At 52.1% G+C, this 21325-nt stretch carries 19 protein-coding genes; 15 read left to right on the forward strand and 4 right to left on the reverse strand.

The features are described from left to right. Window positions 1–12: 12 nt before the first annotated feature. From amiB to NNO08_RS06175, 13 genes are all read left to right on the forward strand, one after another. Window positions 13–1338: an N-acetylmuramoyl-L-alanine amidase AmiB gene (amiB, locus tag NNO08_RS06115; protein WP_271456351.1), complete on the forward strand. Its 1326-nt coding sequence runs from the start codon at window positions 13–15 to the stop codon at window positions 1336–1338. A 9-nt stretch (window positions 1339–1347) separates the two neighbouring features. Then, entirely contained in the window at window positions 1348–3210 is a 1863-nt protein-coding gene (gene mutL, locus NNO08_RS06120; RefSeq protein WP_271456352.1) for a DNA mismatch repair endonuclease MutL, read from the forward strand. After that, on the forward strand, window positions 3203–4153 hold the full coding sequence (gene miaA, locus NNO08_RS06125; RefSeq protein WP_271440275.1) for a tRNA (adenosine(37)-N6)-dimethylallyltransferase MiaA: 951 nt from the start codon (window positions 3203–3205) through the stop codon (window positions 4151–4153). The genes mutL and miaA overlap by 8 nt, the downstream gene beginning before the upstream one ends. A 210-nt stretch (window positions 4154–4363) precedes the next feature. Continuing rightward, window positions 4364–4672 carry an RNA chaperone Hfq gene (hfq, locus tag NNO08_RS06130; protein ID WP_003025584.1) on the forward strand — a complete coding sequence of 103 codons (309 nt, stop codon included), beginning with the start codon at window positions 4364–4366 and terminating at the stop codon, window positions 4670–4672. A 74-nt stretch (window positions 4673–4746) separates the two neighbouring features. After that, complete coding sequence (hflX, locus tag NNO08_RS06135; protein ID WP_271440276.1) at window positions 4747–6027, forward strand: ribosome rescue GTPase HflX; 1281 nt, start codon at window positions 4747–4749, stop codon at window positions 6025–6027. 189 nt (window positions 6028–6216) lie between these two features. Beyond that, window positions 6217–7470, forward strand: coding sequence for an FtsH protease activity modulator HflK (gene hflK / locus NNO08_RS06140; RefSeq protein ID WP_271440277.1), 1254 nt, complete (start codon window positions 6217–6219; stop codon window positions 7468–7470). A gap of 2 nt (window positions 7471–7472) precedes the next feature. Beyond that, window positions 7473–8477, forward strand: coding sequence for a protease modulator HflC (gene hflC, locus NNO08_RS06145; protein WP_005122169.1), 1005 nt, complete (start codon window positions 7473–7475; stop codon window positions 8475–8477). Window positions 8478–8560: 83 nt separating this feature from the next. Beyond that, window positions 8561–8758, forward strand: coding sequence for a DUF2065 domain-containing protein (locus NNO08_RS06150; protein WP_005122170.1), 198 nt, complete (start codon window positions 8561–8563; stop codon window positions 8756–8758). Window positions 8759–8860: 102 nt separating this feature from the next. Beyond that, the gene (purA, locus tag NNO08_RS06155; protein WP_005134423.1) at window positions 8861–10159 is read left to right on the forward strand and encodes an adenylosuccinate synthase; all 1299 of its coding nucleotides are present in this window, start codon (window positions 8861–8863) and stop codon (window positions 10157–10159) included. Between the two features lie 228 nt (window positions 10160–10387). Beyond that, complete coding sequence (gene nsrR / locus NNO08_RS06160) at window positions 10388–10813, forward strand: nitric oxide-sensing transcriptional repressor NsrR (RefSeq protein WP_005134424.1); 426 nt, start codon at window positions 10388–10390, stop codon at window positions 10811–10813. A 38-nt stretch (window positions 10814–10851) separates the two neighbouring features. Continuing rightward, window positions 10852–13314, forward strand: a complete 2463-nt coding sequence (gene rnr / locus NNO08_RS06165) for a ribonuclease R (protein ID WP_271456353.1) — start codon at window positions 10852–10854, stop codon at window positions 13312–13314. A gap of 70 nt (window positions 13315–13384) precedes the next feature. After that, window positions 13385–14116, forward strand: coding sequence for a 23S rRNA (guanosine(2251)-2'-O)-methyltransferase RlmB (gene rlmB, locus NNO08_RS06170; RefSeq protein WP_271456354.1), 732 nt, complete (start codon window positions 13385–13387; stop codon window positions 14114–14116). Between the two features lie 119 nt (window positions 14117–14235). Beyond that, window positions 14236–15858, forward strand: a complete 1623-nt coding sequence (locus NNO08_RS06175; protein ID WP_271449155.1) for an isovaleryl-CoA dehydrogenase — start codon at window positions 14236–14238, stop codon at window positions 15856–15858. Window positions 15859–15943: 85 nt separating this feature from the next. Here the strand turns inward: NNO08_RS06175 and yjfN are convergent, their stop codons facing one another. After that, window positions 15944–16219 carry a DUF1471 family protease activator YjfN gene (yjfN, locus tag NNO08_RS06180; RefSeq protein ID WP_005134428.1) on the reverse strand — a complete coding sequence of 92 codons (276 nt, stop codon included), beginning with the start codon at window positions 16217–16219 and terminating at the stop codon, window positions 15944–15946. Window positions 16220–16366: 147 nt separating this feature from the next. Continuing rightward, the gene (gene bsmA, locus NNO08_RS06185; protein ID WP_271440281.1) at window positions 16367–16696 is read right to left on the reverse strand and encodes a biofilm peroxide resistance protein BsmA; all 330 of its coding nucleotides are present in this window, start codon (window positions 16694–16696) and stop codon (window positions 16367–16369) included. A gap of 181 nt (window positions 16697–16877) precedes the next feature. On the opposite strand from bsmA, the gene yjfP reads away from it, so the two are divergent. Further along, window positions 16878–17627 carry an esterase gene (gene yjfP, locus NNO08_RS06190; protein ID WP_271456355.1) on the forward strand — a complete coding sequence of 250 codons (750 nt, stop codon included), beginning with the start codon at window positions 16878–16880 and terminating at the stop codon, window positions 17625–17627. On the opposite strand, the gene ulaR is transcribed toward yjfP, so the two are convergent. Both ulaR and ulaG read right to left on the reverse strand, forming a co-directional pair. Continuing rightward, window positions 17624–18379: an HTH-type transcriptional regulator UlaR gene (gene ulaR, locus NNO08_RS06195; protein WP_271440283.1), complete on the reverse strand. Its 756-nt coding sequence runs from the start codon at window positions 18377–18379 to the stop codon at window positions 17624–17626. The genes yjfP and ulaR overlap by 4 nt on opposite strands. A gap of 105 nt (window positions 18380–18484) precedes the next feature. Next, complete coding sequence (gene ulaG, locus NNO08_RS06200) at window positions 18485–19549, reverse strand: L-ascorbate 6-phosphate lactonase (RefSeq protein WP_271449157.1); 1065 nt, start codon at window positions 19547–19549, stop codon at window positions 18485–18487. A gap of 367 nt (window positions 19550–19916) precedes the next feature. Here ulaG and ulaA point away from each other — a divergent pair, with 367 nt between their 5' ends. Beyond that, window positions 19917–21314 (forward strand): PTS ascorbate transporter subunit IIC, encoded by a 1398-nt coding sequence (gene ulaA / locus NNO08_RS06205; RefSeq protein WP_271456379.1) that lies wholly within the window; start codon window positions 19917–19919, stop codon window positions 21312–21314. The last annotated feature ends 11 nt before the right edge of the window (window positions 21315–21325 follow it).

The following is a 21325-nucleotide window of genomic DNA, read 5'->3' on the forward strand; positions in this document are numbered from 1 at the left end:
AAGGGGGGCGGGATGATTTATCGCATCAGAAACTGGCTGATGGCAACCCTGGTCCTGCTGTGCGCGCAGGCAGGGGCCGCCAGCCTCTCCGATCTTCAGGTTTCCAATGGCGATCAACAGGCGCGGATTACGCTGAGCTTTATCGGTGAGCCGGAATACGCTGTGTCACAGGAGGGGAAACGAACGGTCACGCTGGATATTAAACAAACCGGTGTGATTCAGGGATTACCACTGCTGTTCAGCGGCAATAATCTGGTGAAGGCGATCCGTTCGGGTACGCCAAATGATGCCCAGTCTCTGCGGCTGGTTGTCGATTTAACCGAAAACGGAAAAGCAGAAGCCGTAAAACGACAAAACGGTGGCAATTACACCGTTGTGTTTACGATTAAAGCGGATGCGCCGCCACCGCCGCCACCTGTGGTGGTCAAGCGTGTCGAGGCACCGGTTGTTGCTCCGCGTCCCGTTGAGCCAGCACGTAATCCGTTTAAAGCAGAAAATGATCGCACCACCGCGGTGACCAGCAGCAATACGGCCACGAGACCGGCAGCTCAGGCTCGCGTCAGCAACGGCGATAAAGTTGTTATTGCTATCGATGCCGGACACGGCGGACAGGACCCAGGGGCGATCGGCCCTGGTGGTACACGCGAGAAAAACGTCACTATCGCTGTTGCACGCAAACTGCGCGGCTTGCTGAATGATGATCCGATGTTTAAGGGTGTACTCACCCGTGACGGCGATTACTTTATCTCGGTGATGGGCCGTTCTGATGTTGCGCGTAAACAAAATGCCAACTTCCTGGTCTCTATTCATGCGGATGCCGCACCAAACCGCGATGCGACAGGCGCTTCCGTATGGGTGCTGTCAAACCGTCGTGCCAACAGTGAAATGGCCGGTTGGCTGGAGCAGCACGAGAAACAGTCGGAACTGCTGGGCGGCGCGGGTGATGTGCTGGCTAACAGCCAGTCTGACCCCTATCTCAGTCAGGCCGTACTGGACCTGCAGTTCGGTCATTCGCAACGCGTCGGCTATGATGTGGCGACCAGCATGATCGGTCAGTTAGAACGTATTGGTTCGATGCATAAACGCCGCCCGGAACACGCCAGCCTTGGCGTATTGCGCTCGCCGGATATCCCGTCAGTCCTGGTCGAAACCGGTTTTATCAGCAACAACAGCGAAGAACGGCTGTTGGCAAGCGATGATTACCAGCAGCAGCTGGCCGAGGCGATTTACAAAGGACTGCGTAACTATTTCCAGGCGCATCCGATGCAAACCGGCCCACAGGGCGCACCGGCGCAAACTGCCAGCGCCGTATCGCCTGGCAGCACGTTAACAAACTAAGGATTAGCCATGCCGATTCAGGTTCTACCGCCACAGCTGGCGAACCAGATTGCCGCAGGCGAGGTGGTGGAACGACCTGCGTCGGTGGTTAAAGAGCTGGTAGAAAACAGCATCGATGCGGGTGCAACGCGTATCGATATTGATATCGAACGCGGTGGGGCGAAGCTTATCCGTATTCGTGACAACGGTTGTGGGATTAAAAAAGACGAGCTGGCGCTGGCGCTGGCGCGTCACGCCACCAGTAAAATTGCCTCGCTTGACGATCTCGAAGCGATTGTAAGCCTTGGATTTCGTGGAGAGGCACTGGCGAGTATCAGCTCGGTTTCCCGTTTAACACTGACATCGCGTACGCAAGAACAACCCGAAGCCTGGCAGGCCTATGCTGAAGGGCGTGACATGGATGTGACGGTTAAACCCGCTGCGCATCCGGTGGGTACCACGCTGGAAGTACTGGATCTGTTTTACAACACGCCAGCACGACGCAAGTTTATGCGCACGGAGAAAACGGAATTTAACCACATCGACGAAATTATCCGCCGCATTGCGTTGGCGCGTTTCGATGTGACGATTAATCTGTCGCACAACGGCAAAATGGTGCGCCAGTATCGTGCTGTCGCGGCGGATGGACAAAAAGAGCGCCGACTGGGTGCTATTTGCGGGACACCGTTTCTGGAGCATGCTCTGGCGATTGAATGGCAGCATGGCGATTTGGCGCTGCGCGGCTGGGTGGCCGATCCGAACCACACGACGGCGGCGCTGGCGGAAATCCAGTATTGCTATGTGAATGGCCGGATGATGCGCGATAGACTGATCAACCATGCCATTCGCCAGGCTTGTGAAGATAAGCTGGGCGCCGATCAGCAACCCGCATTTGTACTGTATCTGGAAATTGACCCGCATCAGGTGGATGTAAACGTGCATCCAGCCAAACATGAGGTACGCTTTCACCAGTCTCGTCTGGTGCATGATTTTATTTATCAAGGGGTGTTAAGCGTCCTGCAACAGCAGTTGGAAACCTCGCTGCCGTTGGTTGATGACGAAGAACTCGCCCCGAGACACATCCCGGAAAATCGCGTGGCGGCAGGGCGTAACCATTTTGCCGAACCTGCGCCAGCGCGTGAACCTGCTACTCCCCGTTATTCTGCCTCTTCCAGTAGCGGGAGTGGTCGCCAGGGGCAGGCAAGCGCCAGTTGGCCGCATGCCCAGCCTGGATATCAAAAGCAGCAGGGCGAAATTTATCAGCGCCTGCTGCAGACACCGGCTCCGATGCACAAACCACCGGTCGCTGAAACACCGACGGTACCTCTTACCGGCAACAGTCAGGGGTTTGGACGGGTGCTGACTATCGTAGGGACAGACTGTGCATTACTGGAAAGCGATGGCCAGATTCGGCTGCTGGCGTTACCTGTTGCGGAACGGTGGTTGCGTCAGGCGCAGCTTACGCCTGGGCAGGGTCCTGTTTGCGCTCAGCCACTGCTGATCCCGTTGCGTCTAAAAGTCACCGCAGGTGAAAAAGCAGCGTTGCAAAAAGGACAAAGCCAACTGGCCGATTTGGGGATTGAATTTCAGCTGGATGCGCAGCATGTGACCATCCGAGCGGTGCCTTTACCCTTACGCCAACAAAATTTACAAATCTTGATTCCTGAACTGATAGGCTACCTGGCGCAGCAAACCGTATTTGAACCGGGCAACATTGCGCAGTGGATTGCACGTAATCTGATGAGCGAGCATCCGCAGTGGAGCATGGCTCAGGCGATTACGCTGTTGGCGGATGTTGAGCGGCTATGCCCACAACTCGTGAAGGCGCCGCCGGGTGGTCTGTTACAACCTGTTGATTTACATTCGGTAATGAACGCCCTGAAACATGAGTGATACCTGTAAGGCGAGCCTGCCAAAGGCAATTTTTTTAATGGGGCCGACGGCCTCCGGTAAAACGGCATTAGCAATTGAATTGCGTAAAGTTTTGCCTGTAGAGTTGATAAGCGTTGATTCCGCCCTTATTTACAAGGGGATGGATATCGGCACCGCGAAGCCTGATGCTGATGAATTGAAGGCCGCACCACACCGATTGCTGGATATTCGTGATCCGGCGCAAGCGTATTCTGCAGCGGATTTTCGTCGCGATGCGCTAGCCGAGATGGCCGATATCACCGCAGCGGGGCGTATCCCGCTGTTAGTGGGTGGCACAATGTTATATTTCAAAGCGTTGCTTGAAGGGTTGTCACCGTTACCGTCGGCGGACTCGGAGGTCAGGGCCAGAATCGAGCAGCAGGCGGCAGAGCTTGGATGGGACGCGTTACACCGACAGCTTCAGGAGATTGACCCGGTAGCTGCGGCGCGGATTCATCCAAATGATCCGCAAAGACTTTCCCGGGCACTGGAAGTTTTTTTCATTTCGGGTAAAACTTTAACGGAGCTGACGCAAACGTCAGGAGATGCTTTGCCGTATGAGGTGCACCAGTTTGCGATCGCTCCGGCGAGCCGTGAATTGCTCCATCAGCGAATTGAGCAGCGTTTTCATCAGATGTTAGCTTCAGGTTTTGAAGCAGAAGTCCGGGCGCTTTTTGCCCGAGGAGATTTGCATACGGATTTGCCTTCCATTCGTTGTGTAGGGTATCGCCAGATGTGGTCATACATTGAAGGCGAAATTTCATACGATGAAATGGTTTATAGAGGTGTTTGCGCCACGAGGCAGTTAGCGAAGCGGCAGATAACCTGGTTGCGTGGTTGGGAAGGGGTGCACTGGCTTGACAGTGAAAAGCCTGACCAGGCGCGAAACGAAGTATTACAGGTTGTTGGTGCTATCGCGAACTGAATGTGTACAATTGAAACGTATCGTGCGCAATTTTTCAGAACCATAAGGTTCAATACGCAAAGTCATTCAAGTTGCATCAAGGCAGCAAGAGAGTGAATCCCCAGGAGCTTACTCAAGTAAGTGACAGGGGTGAACGAACGTCGCTAACGTAGAGGCAACCTGAAGGATCAAGCGTATTAAGTACAAATAAGCATATAAGGAAAAGAGAGAATGGCTAAGGGGCAATCTTTACAAGATCCGTTCCTGAACGCACTGCGTCGGGAACGTGTTCCAGTTTCTATTTATTTGGTGAATGGTATTAAGCTGCAAGGTCAAATCGAGTCTTTTGATCAGTTCGTGATCCTGTTGAAAAACACGGTCAGCCAGATGGTTTATAAGCACGCGATTTCCACTGTTGTCCCGTCTCGCCCGGTTTCTCATCACAGCAATAATGCCACCGGCGGCACTGGCAGCAACTACCATCACGGTAGCAACGCGCAGGGTTCATCAGCGCAACAGGACAGCGAAGAAACCGAATAAGGTTTTAGGCTGTTTTACACACGGGGAGCCAGAGATCCTGCGTTCCCCGTTGATATATATTGAGGGGTTGACGCTTGTTTGACCGTTATGATGCCGGTGAGCAGGCGGTACTGGTACACATCTATTTTTCGCAAGACAAAGATATGGAAGACCTCCAGGAGTTTGAATCTCTGGTTTCTTCCGCCGGTGTCGAAGCAATGCAGGTGATTACCGGGAGCCGTAAAGCACCGCACCCGAAGTTTTTTGTTGGTGAAGGTAAGGCAATCGAAATTGCTGAAGCCGTAAAAGCGACTGGCGCTGCGGTGGTGATTTTTGATCATGCTCTAAGCCCTGCCCAGGAACGTAACCTGGAACAGTTATGCCAGTGTCTTGTTATCGACAGGACTGGTCTCATTTTAGATATTTTTGCCCAGCGTGCGCGGACCCATGAGGGTAAGTTGCAGGTTGAGCTGGCGCAGTTGCGCCATATGGCTACACGCCTGGTCCGTGGCTGGACTCACCTTGAAAGGCAAAAAGGCGGGATTGGTTTGCGTGGTCCGGGTGAAACCCAGCTCGAAACTGACCGTCGTTTGCTGCGTAATCGCATTTTGCAAATACAGTCGCGCCTGGAAAAAGTTGAAAAGCAACGTGAGCAGGGGCGGCAGTCGCGCAAGAAAGCGGATGTCCCAACCGTATCACTGGTGGGATATACCAACGCCGGAAAATCCACCCTGTTCAACCAGATAACCGAAGCTCGGGTCTACGCAGCGGATCAACTGTTCGCGACCCTGGATCCGACGCTTCGTCGAATAGACGTTGCGGATGTCGGTGAAACCGTGCTGGCGGATACTGTAGGGTTTATCCGTCATTTGCCGCACGACCTGGTGGCGGCGTTTAAGGCCACTTTGCAGGAGACTCGTCAGGCGACCTTGCTGTTGCACGTTATTGATGCGGCAGATTTTCGTGTGCAGGAAAACATTGAGGCCGTCGACACGGTTCTTGAAGAGATCGATGCAAATGAAATCCCGACGCTGCTGGTAATGAATAAGATCGATATGCTGGATGATTTTGAACCGCGTATCGACAGAGATGAAGAGAATAAACCCATTCGCGTGTGGGTCTCAGCGCAAACGGGAATTGGCATACCACAGCTTTTTCAGGCTTTGACAGAGCGACTTTCCGGTGAGGTTGCGCAACATACGTTGCGTCTGCCGCCGCAGGAAGGGCGACTGAGAAGCCGGTTTTACCAACTTCAGGCAATAGAGAAAGAGTGGATGGAGGAAGACGGTAGCGTAGGTCTGCAAGTACGTATGCCGATCGTAGACTGGCGTCGCCTCTGTAAACAAGAACCGGCACTGGAAGACTATGTTGTCTGACCTGACGGATATGGCCTGAAGATTTTTTCGCCTCTATTCCTCGTGGATTTTATGCGGCAGGAAGGCGGCAAGTCCTGAAATCTCCAGGCACATAGTCAACTATGTGACTGGGGTTGAAAGACGTAGCCAACGCATCTGCAGCGCAAAAGACGCAGGTATAGCATCGCATAACAAATATGGAGCACAAAAATGGCGTGGAATCAGCCCGGTAATAACGGACAAGACCGCGACCCCTGGGGAAGCAGCAAACCTGGCGGCAACCCAGAGGGAAATGGAAACAAAGGTGGTCGCGATCAGGGACCTCCCGATCTGGATGATATCTTCCGCAAACTGAGTAAAAAACTCGGTGGTTTGGGTGGCGGTAAAGGTACTGGCTCTGGCGGTGGTAGTTCATCACAAGGCCCGCGTCCGCAACTGGGCGGCCGAGTCTTTACTATCGCAGCGGCAGCTATCGTCATTATCTGGGCGGCTAGCGGTTTCTACACCATTAAAGAAGCGGAACGTGGCGTGGTGACACGCTTCGGTAAATTCAGCCATCTGGTTGAGCCGGGTCTGAACTGGAAACCGACCTTTATCGACGAAGTGACTCCGGTCAACGTTGAAGCTGTGCGTGAACTTGCCGCATCCGGCGTGATGCTGACATCAGACGAAAACGTCGTGCGCGTTGAAATGAACGTGCAGTACCGTGTGACCGATCCGCAGCGTTACCTGTTTAGTGTAACCAGCGCGGATGACAGTCTGCGTCAGGCAACTGACAGCGCCCTGCGTGGGGTCATCGGTAAATACACCATGGATCGTATCCTGACCGAAGGGCGTACCGTTATTCGTAGCGATACCCAGCGTGAACTGGAAGAAACCATTCGTCCGTACAATATGGGTATCACCCTGCTGGACGTCAACTTCCAGGCTGCACGTCCGCCGGAAGAGGTAAAAGCGGCGTTTGATGATGCTATCGCAGCGCGTGAAAACGAGCAGCAGTACATCCGTGAAGCAGAAGCGTATACCAACGAAGTTCAGCCACGTGCAAACGGTCAGGCGCAGCGTATTCTGGAAGAAGCGCGTGCGTATAAGACCCAGACCATCCTGGAAGCACAGGGTGAAGTGGCTCGCTTCGCAAAAATTCTGCCGGAATATAAAGCCGCACCGCAGATTACTCGCGAGCGTCTGTATATCGAAACCATGGAAAAAGTGCTGAGCCATACCCGTAAAGTACTGGTTAACGATAAGGGCAGTAATCTGATGGTTCTACCGTTGGATCAGATGCTGAAAGGCGGCACTGCGCCAGCAGCTAAGACTGACAGCAGTTCAAATCTGCTGCGTCTGCCACCGGCAACGTCTTCCAGCACTGGAGCAAGCAACACCTCGTCCACCAGTCAGGGCGATATTATGGACCAACGCCGCGCGAATGCGCAGCGTAACGACTACCAGCGTCAGGGGGAATAACGATGCGTAAGTCAGTTATTGCGATTATCATCATCGTTCTGGTAGTTCTGTTCATGTCTGTCTTTGTGGTCAAAGAAGGCGAGCGCGGTATTACCCTGCGCTTTGGTAAAGTTCTGCGTGACGATGACAACAAGCCGCTGGTCGTTGCACCAGGCCTGCACTTCAAGATTCCGTTTATTGAATCCGTGAAGATGCTGGATGCGCGTATTCAGACCATGGACAACCAGGCCGATCGCTTTGTGACCAAAGAGAAGAAAGACCTGATCGTTGACTCCTACATCAAGTGGCGCATCAGTGACTTTAGCCGCTACTACCTGGCAACGGGCGGTGGCGATGTTTCTCAGGCAGAAGTGCTGTTGAAACGTAAGTTCTCAGACCGTCTGCGTTCTGAAATCGGTCGCCTGGACGTGAAAGATATCGTTACCGATTCCCGCGGTCGTTTGACTCTGGAAGTCCGTGATGCGTTGAACTCCGGTTCTGCTGGCACAGAAGATGAAGTCGCGACTCCGGCGGCGGATAGCGCGATTGCCGAAGCGGCTGAACGTGTGCAGGCTGAAACGAACGGTAAAGTCCCGGTCATCAACCCGAACAGTATGGCGGCACTGGGTATCGAAGTGGTCGATGTGCGTATCAAGCAAATCAACCTGCCAGCTGAAGTGTCCGAGGCTATTTACAACCGTATGCGCGCTGAGCGTGAAGCGGTAGCACGTCGCCATCGTTCACAGGGTCAGGAAGAAGCGGAAAAACTGCGTGCAACAGCGGACTATGAAGTCACTAAAACGCTGGCAGAGTCTGAGCGTCAGGGCCGCATTATGCGCGGTGAAGGCGATGCAGAAGCCGCTAAATTGTTTGCCGATGCGTTCAGTCAGGATCCTGACTTCTACGCCTTCATCCGTAGCCTGCGCGCTTACGAGAAGAGCTTCGAAGGAAACCAGGATGTCATGGTCATGAGCCCGGACAGCGATTTCTTCCGTTACATGAAGACGCCGAATAGCGCAACACGCTAAAATAGTTCCAGCGGTTTTAGACCAGCAAAACCACCGGTATCCCCAGGGATGCGGTGGTTTTCTTTTTTATATAAGGACGACGGATGAATTCAACAATTTTGCTGGCGCTCGCGTTGGTTTTGGTGCTGGAAGGCTTGGGTCCTATGCTGTATCCCCGCGCCTGGAAGAAAATGATCTCGGCGATGGCACAACTTCCTGAAAATATTTTGCGTCGTTTTGGTGGAGGTCTTGTGGTCGCGGGCGTTGTCGTCTACTACATGTTGAGGAAAACGATTGGCTGATCAATAAGTAGACTAATTTGCAGATTTTTGGATGCAAAAAGTGCTGTATATCTGAAAAAGCGGTGGTAGAATCCATTTTTAAGCAAACGGTGATTTTGAAAAATGGGTAACAACGTCGTCGTACTGGGCACCCAATGGGGTGACGAAGGTAAAGGGAAGATCGTCGATCTTCTGACTGAACGGGCTAAATATGTTGTGCGCTACCAGGGCGGTCACAACGCAGGCCATACTCTCGTAATCAACGGTGAAAAAACCGTCCTCCATCTTATTCCATCAGGTATTCTTCGCGAGAATGTAACCAGCATCATCGGTAACGGTGTTGTTCTGTCTCCGTCCGCGCTGATGAAAGAGATGAAAGGGCTGGAAGATCGTGGTATCCCGGTTCGTGAGCGCCTGCTGCTGTCTGAAGCGTGTCCGCTGATCCTTGATTATCATGTTGCGTTAGATAACGCTCGTGAGAAAGCGCGCGGTGAGAAAGCGATCGGTACCACCGGTCGTGGTATCGGCCCGGCTTATGAAGATAAAGTGGCTCGTCGCGGTCTGCGCGTTGGCGATCTGTTTGATAAAGCAACTTTCGCTGAAAAACTGAAAGAAGTGATGGAATATCACAACTTCCAGTTGGTGAATTTCTACAAAGTTGAAGCAGTTGACTACCAGAAAGTGCTGGATGATGTGATGGCGATTGCCGACATCCTGACGTCTATGGTTGTTGATGTTTCCGATCTGCTGGACCAGGCGCGTAAGCGTGGCGATTTCGTCATGTTTGAAGGTGCGCAGGGTACTCTGCTGGATATCGACCACGGTACCTATCCGTACGTAACGTCCTCCAACACCACTGCTGGTGGCGTGGCGACCGGCTCCGGCCTGGGCCCGCGTTATGTGGACTACGTTCTGGGTATCATCAAAGCATACTCCACCCGTGTAGGCGCAGGTCCGTTCCCGACTGAATTGTTTGATGATGTCGGCGAGTTCCTGTGCAAACAAGGTAACGAGTATGGCGCAACGACCGGTCGCCGTCGTCGTACCGGCTGGCTGGACTCCGTCGCTGTGCGCCGTGCGGTACAGATTAACTCCCTGTCTGGCTTCTGCCTGACCAAACTGGACGTACTGGACGGTTTGAAAGAGGTGAAAATCTGTGTTGCTTACCGTATGCCGGATGGCCGCGAAGTCACGACTACTCCGTTGGCAGCAGACGACTGGAAAGGTATTGAGCCGATTTACGAAACCATGCCTGGCTGGTCTGAATCCACCTTTGGTGTGAAGGAACGTAGTGGTCTGCCGCAGGCAGCACTGAACTACATCAAGCGTATTGAAGAACTGACCGGTGTGCCGATTGATATTATCTCAACTGGCCCAGACCGTACTGAAACCATGATCCTGCGCGACCCGTTCGACGCATAATCATGTTTGGCGCAGTGCCGCTGGCGCTGCGCATATCAGGCCTACATGTGTTATTTTGTAGGCCGGATCAGGCGCTTTTCACCGCCATCCGGCTTAACAAAGAGTGAATTCCTCGCTTTTTTCCTTCCCGAACTGAAATAAATTAGCGACCTGGCTGGTGGCTGGTTTATCATCAATATAAATAATACTACCAGGCTTATCCGTTTTATCCCTTTTCCTGAGGTTGATGTGCAGTTAACAAGTTTCACCGATTACGGATTACGTGCGCTAATCTACATGGCGTCGCTACCCGAAGGACGTATGACCAGTATTTCTGAGGTGACAGAAGTCTACGGCGTGTCCCGTAATCATATGGTCAAAATAATCAATCAACTTAGCCGGGCGGGCTTCGTTACTGCTATTCGTGGAAAAAATGGCGGCATCCGCCTGGGCAAACCGGCTAAGGCTATTGGAATTGGTGATGTGGTTCGCGAGCTGGAACCCTTATCGCTGGTTAACTGTAGCAGCGAGTTTTGCCACATTACCCCTGCCTGCCGACTCAAGCAGGCGCTTTCTAAGGCAGTGCAAAGTTTTCTCACGGAACTGGACAACTACACACTTGCTGATTTGGTTGAAGAGAATCAACCGCTTTATAAATTATTGCTGGTGGAGTGACGAAAATCTTCATCAGAGCTGACAATGGAGGAACCTCGATGTCACAAGATCCTTTCCAGGAGCGCGAAGCTGAAAAATACGCGAACCCTATCCCGAGCCGGGAATTTATCCTCGAACATTTAACTAAACGTGAAAAACCGGCCAACCGCGATGAGCTGGCCGCTGAACTCAATATTGAAGGTGAAGAGCAGCTGGAAGCGCTGCGTCGCCGCCTGCGCGCGATGGAGCGTGACGGGCAACTGGTCTTTACCCGTCGTCAGTGCTACGCGCTGCCGGAGCGTCTTGACCTGCTAAAAGGCACCGTTATTGGCCATCGTGATGGCTACGGTTTCTTGCGCGTCGAAGGACGCAAAGATGATTTGTACCTGTCCAGCGAGCAGATGAAAACCTGCATTCATGGCGATCAGGTACTGGCACAACCGCTGGGTGCGGATCGTAAAGGCCGCCGCGAAGCACGTATCGTGCGCGTGCTGGTACCGAAAACTAGCCAGATTGTTGGTCGCTACTTTACTGACGCTGGTGTGGGATTTGTCGTACCGGACGATAGCCGACTGAGTTTTGACATCCTGCTCCCGCCTGAAGAGGTGATGGGTGCCCGTATGGGCTTTGTGGTGGTGGTTGAACTCACTCAGCGCCCGACTCGTCGTACCAAAGCGGTGGGTAAAATTGTCGAAGTGCTGGGCGATAATATGGGCACCAGCATGGCCGTTGATATGGCTCTGCGTACTCATGAAATTCCCTACATCTGGCCGCAGGCAGTAGAGAAACAGGTCGCTGGTCTGAAAGAAGAAGTACCGGAAGAAGCGAAAGTCGGGCGTGTTGATTTGCGTGATTTGCCGCTGGTTACAATCGATGGTGAAGATGCGCGTGATTTCGATGATGCCGTCTATTGCGAGAAAAAGCGTGGTGGCGGCTGGCGTTTGTGGGTGGCGATTGCTGACGTAAGTTATTACGTTCGCCCACCGACCCCGCTGGACCAGGAAGCCCGTAGCCGCGGTACATCCGTGTACTTCCCGTCGCAGGTTGTACCGATGCTGCCGGAAGTACTTTCCAACGGATTGTGTTCGCTCAACCCGCAGGTGGACAGGTTGTGTATGGTGTGCGAAATGACCATTTCGTCAAAAGGTCGTTTAACCGGCTTTAAATTCTACGAAGCGGTAATGAGCTCCCATGCTCGTCTGACCTACACCAAAGTCTGGCATATGCTGCAGGGCGATCAGGAACTGCGTGAGCAGTACGCGCCGTTGGTGAAACATATTGAAGAGCTGCATAACCTCTACAAAGTGCTGGATAAAGCGCGTGAAGAGCGCGGCGGTATCTCGTTTGAAAGTGAAGAAGCGAAGTTTATCTTCAATGCTGAACGCCGTATCGAGCGTATTGAACAGACGCAACGTAATGACGCGCACAAACTGATTGAAGAGTGCATGATCATGGCGAATATCTCAGCGGCGCGATTCGTTGAGAAAGCCAAAGAGCCTGCACTGTTCCGTATTCACGATAAGCCAACGACCGAAGCGATTAATTCTTTCCGCTCGGTACTGGCCGAGCTGGGACTGGAGCTGCCTGGCGGTAACAAACCAGAGCCGCGTGATTATGCTGAACTGCTGGAGTCGATTGCTGACCGACCTGACGCAGAAATGCTGCAAACTATGTTGCTGCGCTCCATGAAACAGGCCATTTACGATCCGGAAAACCGTGGTCACTTTGGTCTGGCGCTGCAATCTTATGCGCACTTCACCTCACCGATTCGTCGTTACCCGGACCTCTCGTTGCACCGTGCTATCAAATATCTGCTGGCGCAGGAGCAGGGTCATAAAGGTAACACCACGGAGACGGGGGGCTACCATTATTCGATGGAAGAGATGCTGCAACTGGGCCAGCACTGTTCGATGGCAGAGCGCCGTGCTGACGAAGCCACGCGCGATGTTTCTGATTGGCTGAAGTGCGATTTTATGCTGGATCAGGTCGGTAATGTCTTTAAGGGCGTTATTGCCAGCGTGACGGGTTTTGGCTTCTTTGTTCGTCTTGATGAGCTGTTTATCGACGGTCTGGTGCATGTCTCCTCGCTGGATAACGACTACTATCGTTTTGACCAGGTAGGGCAACGCCTGACAGGCGAATCCAGCGGTCAGATGTATCGCCTTGGCGATCGTGTGGAAGTCCGTGTGGAAGCCGTCAATATGGACGAGCGCAAAATCGACTTTAGTCTGATTTCCAGCGAACGTGCTCCGCGCAATGAGGGTAAAACCGCGCGCGAAAAAGCCAAAAAAGGCGATGCAGGTAAGAATACCGGTAAACGTCGCCAGATGGGCAAAAAGGTGAATTTCGAGCCGGACAGTGCTTTCCGCGGTGAGAAAAAAGGCAGAGCCAAACCTCAGGCGGATAAAAAAGCGGCTGAGAAAAAAGGCGACAAAAAAGCGAAAAAGCCTTCGGCGAAAACGCTTAAAATCGCTGCCGCCACCAAAGCCAAACGCGCGGCGAAAAAGAAAGTCACGGAATAAGCCATAAACCGTAAGCCGGGTGGCCAGCGTGCCGCCCGGCGTTACACCTAAACTATTAACGAGTACATTCATGAGTGAAATGATTTACGGCATCCATGCGGTGCAGGCTCTGTTGGAGCGTGCGCCTGAGCGCTTTCAGGACGTCTTTATTCTCAAAGGTCGCGAAGATAAACGTCTGCTGCCGCTGATCCATGCACTGGAAGCACAGGGTGTTGTCATCCAGTTAGCTAACCGCCAGTTCCTGGATGAGAAAAGTGAGGGTGCGGTTCATCAGGGGATTATTGCGCGCGTGAAGCCGGGTCGTCAGTATCAGGAAAACGATCTTCCGGATCTGATCGCGGAACTCGACCAGACGTTCTTTTTGATCCTCGATGGCGTCACCGATCCGCATAACCTGGGCGCATGCCTGCGTAGCGCAGACGCTGCCGGTGTGCATGCGGTGATCGTGCCGAAAGATCGTTCTGCACAATTGAATGCGACGGCGAAAAAAGTTGCCTGTGGCGCGGCAGAAAGCGTACCGCTGATCCGCGTGACCAACCTGGCGCGCACCATGCGTATGTTGCAGGAAGAGAACATCTGGATTGTTGGTACCGCGGGCGAAGCTGACCATACGCTGTATCAGAGCAAAATGACCGGGCGTCTGGCACTGGTAATGGGCGCAGAGGGCGAAGGTATGCGTCGTCTGACCCGTGAACATTGTGATGAACTGATCAGCATCCCAATGGCCGGGAGCGTTTCATCGCTTAACGTCTCTGTCGCGACGGGAATTTGCCTGTTTGAAGCCGTCCGTCAGCGCGGGTAATTGATTCCCTCTTCTCTTAAGCCATCCTTCGGGATGGCTTTTTTGTGACCTTTATCCCAGGCATCCTCTTCTCTGACTGACCATACTTATGGTGACGGCCATTGACGGAGGGAGACACAATGCACTGGCAAACGCATACCGTTTTTAACCAACCTGTACCGCTCAATAACAGCAACTTATACCTGTCCGATGGCGCACTCTGTGAAGCCGTTGCTCGCGAAGGCGCGGGCTGGGACAGCGATCTTCTCGCCAGTATTGGCCAGCAATTAGGGACCGCGGAATCGCTTGAGTTGGGCCGCCTGGCCAATGCCTTTCCCCCCGAATTATTGCGTTACGATCCGCAAGGGCAACGACTGGATGATGTGCGGTTTCATCCCGCGTGGCATTTACTGATGCAGGGATTGTGCGCAAACCGCGTGCATAACCTGGCCTGGGAAGAGGAGGCCAGGCAGGGCACGTTTGTTGCCCGGGCTGCACGTTTTATGCTGCATGCGCAGGTGGAGGCGGGCACCTTGTGCCCGATAACCATGACCTTTGCCGCCACGCCGCTGTTACTGCAGATGCTACCTTCACAATTTCATGATTGGTTTACCCCTCTGCGCAGCGATCGCTATGACTCACATTTGCTGCCCGGTGGACAAAAGCGTGGGGTGCTGATTGGTATGGGAATGACGGAGAAGCAAGGGGGTTCAGATGTGCTGAGCAATACCACTCAGGCTGAACGTCTTGCAGATGGCTCATATCGCCTGGTGGGACATAAATGGTTTTTCTCCGTGCCGCAAAGCGATGCGCATTTGGTACTGGCGCAGACAAGGGGGGGCTTATCCTGCTTTTTTATGCCGCGATTCTTGCCTGATGGTCGACGCAACGCCATCCGCCTTGAACGCCTGAAAGATAAGCTCGGTAACCGTTCTAATGCCAGTTGCGAGGTCGAGTTTCAGGATGCTATCGGCTGGCTGCTGGGCGAGGAAGGGGAAGGTATTCGCCACATCCTGAAAATGGGCGGTATGACGCGTTTCGACTGCGCGCTGGGTAGTCACAGTATGATGCGACGTGCTTTTTCCGTGGCGATTTATCATGCACATCAGCGACAGGTATTTGGTAAACCTTTGATCGAACAACCGATGATGCGTCAGGTACTAAGCCGAATGGCATTGCAGTTGGAAGGGCAGACCGCATTACTGTTTCGGCTGGCGCGAGCCTGGGATCGCCGCACCGATGCGAAAGAAGCCCTGTGGGCCAGATTATTCACACCCGCAGCGAAATTTGCCATCTGCAAAAATGGCATGCCGTTTGTTGCCGAGGCGATGGAAGTGCTGGGCGGAATTGGCTATTGCGAGGAGAGTGAGTTGCCGCGTTTGTACCGTGAAATGCCGGTAAACAGTATCTGGGAAGGCTCCGGCAACATCATGTGTCTTGATGTATTGCGGGTACTGACGAAACAACCCGGCATGTACGATATGCTCAGTGAGGCTTTTGCCGAAGTAAAAGGGCAAGATCGTCATTACGATCGGATGGTGCGTCAGTTGCAGCAACACCTGCGTAAGCCCAGTGAGGCGTTGGCGAGGGAGATTACGCAGCAGCTTTTTCTGCTCGGGTGTGGCGCGCAGGTACTGCGTTATGCCTCTCCGCCAGTCGCGCAGGCCTGGTGTCAGATGATGTTGGATACGCGTGGTGTAAAACAGTTGTCTGCACAGGTGCAGAGTGATTTGCTACTGCGGGCGACGGGAGGAATACGGTAAGACTATGCCAGATGGCGATGCTGTCGCGTCGTATCCTGCCTACGTTCAATACCGGCAGGATACGTTTACGCCATCCGGCAATCTGTTATGCATAAAGTATGGCCTGTACGCGCCAGTTATCTGGCTGCTGTTCTTCATACATCTGAATAATCCGGTACCATGAGGCACCTTGTTCATCCGCTTTTAACGCCACAACGCGTTCTACATCCTGCGGGTTTCCTGCAATGTTACTGACCGATATCAGGCCAATTTCGTTCAGGCCTGTTACGCAGTCAGCACTGGCGAACTCGGCAGACTGCGCCGTTGTACCTACCAGTCCGGCAGAAAGCAGCAGTGAGGATAAGGCAAGTGATTGTTTCATAGTCAGCTCCATTATTCGTACCCCTACACATGGCAGGGCATTCCATCGCGATAATAAACCTCAAGCTCCCTGCTGTTGGTTTATTGTGCACAGGTAAACGCATAGGGGCGCAAAGCAATGTAAAGCTGACTAAATTTCAACCCAATGTTATTTACGATACAAAATAGCTTGTGAATACCATTGGCCTGTCACTACGGTCTCATCAACTAATAAGACAACGTAATAATCAGCTTTAGCCGCGACGGCTTTGGCACGGATCTCTGCCAGCGCATCATCTGGAGAGCCTCTTACCAGCGCATTGACTGTCCCTATTCGCTGCAACCCGTTGCTCTGGTCGCGGCGGATTTCTTGCGGGTGGTCGGCTACGGGCGGTGCAGGTTGTGGTGTACCCTGTAATACGCTACAGGCGCTTAAAAACGTCACCAGCAACAAAGAGGCAAACCGACGCATAACTCTATCTCGTTTCCTGATAGCCATAGTGTAGTGCCTTATTAAATTCCCTTTAGGGGAATGTTCCCGAATTGTTATCTCTCACGCGATTTTCGAATGAAAATGTTGCGAAAGCGTAACCCAGTTCTCAACATTATGAATCATTGCTGAACACATTCACTTGCGTTAAGTATTTCTCCATGGCATACCAGAAAAAAAGAGGCGACAAATGATCGAAATTGAAACACGCCAGCTGGCTGGTATCCCTGTCCTGCACGCCGTTCCTGCGGGTAAACGCGAATGTTCACTCCCTTGTATTATCTTCTATCACGGGTTTACCTCTTCTGGTCTGGTCTACAGCTATTTTGCCGTTGCTCTGGCACAGGCCGGATTCCGGGTCGTGATGCCAGATGCGCCCGATCATGGTGCCCGCTTCACTCGCGATGCGCAGGGGAGAATGTATCGCTTCTGGCAGATTTTGCAGCAAAATATGCAGGAGTTTGCGACGTTACGTGCGGCGCTGGTGGCAGAAAATTGGCTATCAGATGAACGTCTTGCCGTCGGAGGAGCCTCAATGGGGGCAATGACGGCTCTGGGCATTATGGCGCGTCATCCTGACGTAAAATGTGCAGCGAGCCTGATGGGTTCGGGGTATTTTACCCGGCTTGCACAAACGCTTTTCCCCCCCGTAGCGGTTCAGACGCCAGAACAGCAGGCGGAATTTGATAAGATTATCGCCCCACTGGCCGAGTGGGATGTTACACATCAGTTGCAACGTCTGGCCGACAGACCATTACTGTTGTGGCATGGCCAGGATGACGATGTGGTTCCGGCTGTGGAAACGTTCCGTTTGCAGCAGGCGTTAATTCAGGCAGGTCTGGATAACCATCTGACCTGCCTGTGGGAAGCGGGTGTCCGACACCGCATCACGCCAGAAGCGCTCGCTGCGACAGTATCGTTTTTCCGCCAGCACCTCTAAACCCGTAAAATGTTCACGCCCTGAGCTTCAAGTTGTTCCAGGATCTCAGGGTTAGCATTTTTGCCGGTAATCAGCATATCGATTTGATCGGCACGGCTGAACAACATTCCCGCACGTTCTCCAACTTTACTGCTATCGACCAGCACCACCAGTTTGCCGACCACGTTGAGCATCTTTTGCTCGGCCATTGCCGTCAGCATATCGGTTTTATACAGTCCATCAGCGGTCAGCCCTTTACCACTCGTAAACATCCAGTGTCCGGCATACAGGCTATTTTCGCTGCCCTGTGGGCTAAGTGTGATGGATTGGCTCTTGTTGTATTGCCCTCCCATGATGATCACGCTTTCATGCTCCTGGTCGATCAGATAGTTTGCCAGTGGCAGATAATTGGTGATGATCTGCACGGGTTTGCCGCACATTTCGCGTCCGAGCAGGAAGGCGGTTGATCCGCAGTTGATCACCACGCTTTCGCCTGCATTCACTAACTGGGATGCCGCTTTGGCAATGCGAACTTTTTCATCGTGATTCTGTGCCTGGTGCAGATTCATCGGTGTCCAGCGTGGGCGCTGCTGGGTAATGGCTTCTGCGCCGTTACGGACTTTCTTGAGTTTGCCGCTTTCGTCGAGCTTGTTGATATCCCTGCGTGCTGTGGCCGGTGAAATCCCCAGGCGCTCAATTACGTTCTCAACGGTAACAAAGCCCAATTGCGCCAGCATATCCAGCAATATTTGATGTCTTTGTGCTTCAGTCATGAGCTATTCCGATACAAATTGATTTGAAAAGATGATATTTGAAATAGCCTGGAAATACTAAGTAAATGGGAAAAAATGCCGGGAGAAACCGGCATTTTGTATGGATTACAGGAAGGATTTAAACGGTAAATCCGGCTCAATCGTAAAGCAGTCATCAAAGCCGCGTGGATAGTGATATTCGAAGTTATCTTTATCCAGTGGCCAAGTGAACTTGCCGCCGACCTGCCAGATAAACGGTTTGAAATTATACTTCAGGCGGTCTTTTTTCATGTCCCACAGGACGCGGATCTCCTGTGGATCAGCCTGGAAGTTTGACCAAATATCATGATGGAAAGGGATCACCACTTTTGTATTCAAGGATTCCGCCATACGCAGTATGTCGGAACTGGTCATCTTGTCCGTAATCCCACGTGGGTTTTCACCGTAGGAGCCGAGTGCGACGTCGATCTGATACTCATTTCCGTGCTTGGCGTAGTAGTTTGAGTAGTGGGAGTCGCCACTGTGGTACAACGTGCCGCCCGGAGTCTTGAACAGATAGTTGACTGCGCGTGCATCCATACCATCTGGCAGAACGCCTGCGGCTTTTTGGTCGGCTGGCAGGGTGATTAACGCAGTACGGTCGAACGCGTCAAGCGCATGAATTTCAATATCTTTTATCTTAACAACATCACCTGGTTTTACCACAATACAGCGCTCTTGTGGTACGCCCCAACCTATCCACAGATCGACACAGGTTTGTGGTCCAATAAACGGGACATTGTCAGCACAGTTCTGCATGATGGCAGCGGCGACATTCACATCAATGTGATCGTTATGATCGTGCGTAGCAAGAACCGCATCGATCTGACGAATAGCAAACGGATCAAGGACAAACGGCGTCGTGCGCAGATTGGGTTGTAGTTTCTTTACACCCGCCATGCGCTGCATTTGGTGGCCGGTTTTCATCAGTGGATTGCCGTGGCTTTGTTTACCGGTGCCGCACCAGAAATCGACGCAGACGTTCGTCCCGCCTTCCGACTTCAGCCAAATTCCAGTACAGCCAAGCCACCACATCGCAAAGGTGCCCGGCGCAACCTGTTCCTGCTCGATCTCTTCATTTAGCCAACTTCCCCATTCCGGGAATGTGTTCAGGATCCATGATTCACGCGTGATACTTTTTACTTTACTCATCGCATTTACCCTCATGTTTATTCATATCGAATCATAACGTGATTTAATTTGATTGATACTGACATCATTTTATCAAGAAGGCAATGTGCTGATTTTTTATGTCACCGCAAGAAATGGGGAGGATTCACAGGGTTATAAGTTGTTTTTGTATCAGTGTTTAATTGTATTTATTTGTTTTATCAGAGGTTATTTTTTTACTGCTGAATAACGAACAAGACCTTTCTTACAGTGAGAGAATTATTTGCGTACTGCATCACATTTAATCAAATTCAATCTTGTTGTGATTACTTTTGAAAACTAGAGTGGGGGCACAACATCCTGGGCATCTGTAATGAATGTTCAGCAACTTCGTCTACTGGAGATCGTTATGGAGATCCTCTACAACATCTTTACCGTCTTTTTTAATCAGGTTATGACTAACGCCCCACTGCTGCTGGGGATTGTGACCTGTCTCGGCTACATCTTGCTGCGTAAAAGTGTCAGCGTCATTATCAAAGGCACGATCAAAACGATCATCGGCTTTATGTTGCTGCAGGCAGGGTCCGGCATCCTGACCAGCACGTTCAAACCGGTAGTGGCTAAGATGTCTGAGGTCTATGGCATCAATGGGGCAATTTCAGATACCTATGCCTCAATGATGGCAACCATTGAACGCATGGGGGATGCCTATAGCTGGGTGGGGTATGCGGTGCTGTTAGCGCTGGCGCTGAATATTTGTTACGTACTTCTTCGACGTATTACCGGTATCCGCACCATCATGTTGACCGGACACATCATGTTCCAACAGGCGGGGCTGATTGCGGTTTCTCTGTATATCTTTGGTTACCCGATGTGGACCACCATTATCTGTACGGCGGTACTGGTGTCGCTCTATTGGGGCATTACCTCCAATATGATGTATAAGCCGACGCAAGAAGTGACCGATGACTGTGGCTTCTCCATTGGTCACCAGCAGCAGTTCGCCTCCTGGATTGCTTACAAAATTGCCCCCTATCTCGGTAAGAAAGAAGAGAGTGTCGAAGACCTTAAACTGCCGGGCTGGCTGAATATCTTCCATGACAACATCGTTTCAACCGCGATCGTGATGACTCTTTTCTTCGGTGCAATTCTGCTCTCTTTTGGTATTGATGTGGTCCAGGCGATGGCGGGAAAAACGCACTGGACGGTGTATATCCTGCAAACTGGTTTCTCGTTCGCTGTTGCCATTTTCATCATCACCCAGGGTGTGCGTATGTTCGTTGCTGAACTTTCAGAAGCGTTCAACGGTATTTCTCAACGTTTGATTCCTGGGGCAGTACTGGCGATTGACTGTGCGGCGATATACAGCTTTGCCCCAAACGCTGTGGTCTGGGGTTTTATGTGGGGCACCATTGGTCAACTGATTGCTGTTGGCATTCTGGTAGGCCTCGGCTCTTCCATTCTGATTATTCCCGGCTTTATTCCAATGTTCTTCTCTAACGCCACTATCGGCGTATTTGCTAACCATTTTGGCGGCTGGCGAGCGGCGCTTAAGATTTGTCTGGTGATGGGCATGATCGAAATATTTGGCTGTGTCTGGGCGGTAAAACTCACCGGTATGAGTGCCTGGATGGGAATGGCTGACTGGTCGATTCTGGCTCCACCTATGATGCAAGGGTTTGCCTCTATCGGACTGATTTTTATGGCCGTCATTATTCTGATTGCACTGGCTTATATGTTTTTCGCAGGACGCACGTTGCGCGCTGAGGAAGACGCAGAAAAACAACTGGCAGAACACTCTGCTTAATAAGGAGTTCC

This window comes from Citrobacter sp. Igbk 17, assembly GCF_028069775.1.
Taxonomy (GTDB): Bacteria; Pseudomonadota; Gammaproteobacteria; order Enterobacterales; family Enterobacteriaceae; genus Citrobacter.